Below are 1,307 nucleotides of genomic sequence, written 5' to 3' on the forward strand. Positions count from 1 at the left end.
CACCTCTGCCGCGCGCGCGGCCACGCAGCACCTGCAACTGCGCCCCGGCACGGAATGCGCGCTGGCGCTGGCCCTGCTGCACGTGATCATCGGCGAGGGGCTGCACGACGCGGACTTCGTGGCCCGCCACTGCACCGGCTTTGCCGAACTGGCCGAGCACGTGCTCGCCTTTCCACCGGAGTGGGCCGCACCCATCACCCGCGTGCCCGCGCAAGACATCATCGCCGCCGCCCGCGCGCTGGCCACGACAAAGCCCGCCAGCCTGCTGTGGGGCAACGGCATAGACACCAGCGTCAACGCCTTCCAGACCGGGCGCGCCCTGCTGTTGCTCATGGCCGTCACCGGCAACCTCGACGTGCCGGGCGGCATGGTGCACTGGGTGCCGCCGCCGGACATCCGCTGCAAGTCGCCGCTGGAGAACAAGAAGGTGCTGGGCATGCACCTGCTGTCGCCGGACCGGAAGGCCCGCATGATCGGCGCGGGGCGCTTTCCCTTCGGCCCCGGCTGCCATCAGCCCAGCTTCTGGCAGGCCTGCGTCAGCGGCGAACCGTACCGGCCCCGCGCGGTGTGGCTGGTGGGCACCAACCCCATGCTTACCGCCACCCGAGGCGACGTGGTGGAAGCCGCCCTGCGCGACCATGTGGAGTTCAGCGTGGTGTCCGACCTCTTCCTGACGCCCACGGCACAGCTGGCCGATCTGGTGCTGCCCGCCGCCCACTGGCTGGAGCAGGACGACGTGGTCTACTTCCACAAGCTGTGGTGCGTGCTGGCCCGGCGCAAGCTGGCCCGCGGGCCGGATTCCGGCGAGGCCCGCGACGACCGCGCCGTGATCCTGGACCTGGCCCACCGCCTGGGCCTGGACGAGGCCTTTCCCTGGCCAGACTGGAACGCCTACCTGAACTGGCTGCTGGAACCTTCCGGCATGGATTTTCGCGCCTTTGCGGAAAAGGGGCTGGTGCTCGGCCCCATGCGCTATCGCAAGCACGAGACGGACGGCTTTCCCACGTCCAGCGGCAAGGTGGAACTGGTCAGTTCCGTCATGGCCGGTGCAGGCCGCCCGCCCCTGCCCGTGTACGTGGAGCCGCCCCAGTCGCCGGTTTCCGCGCCGGACGTGGCCGCCGCATACCCGTTCATCCTCATGTCCGGGTGCAAGGTGCTGCCCTTCTTCCATTCCGAGGGGCGGCAGATCGACACGCTGCGCCGCCTGCGCCCGGAACCCCGCGTGGCCGTGCACCCCGACGCGCTGGCCCGCCTCGGCCTTGTCGACGGTGACCCGGTGCGGGTTGTCTCCCCCCACGGGCAGGCGC

At 70.8% G+C, this 1,307-nt stretch carries 1 protein-coding gene; it reads left to right on the forward strand.

Going from position 1 to position 1,307, the window contains the following annotated elements; translation table 11 throughout:
* Positions 1–1,307: molybdopterin-containing oxidoreductase family protein (locus tag FVW20_RS15785; protein ID WP_196610354.1), on the forward strand; the 1,307-nt coding region annotated here is incomplete at both ends.

This window comes from Nitratidesulfovibrio oxamicus (genome assembly GCF_015731765.1).
GTDB classification, from domain to species: domain Bacteria; phylum Desulfobacterota; class Desulfovibrionia; order Desulfovibrionales; family Desulfovibrionaceae; genus Cupidesulfovibrio; species Cupidesulfovibrio oxamicus.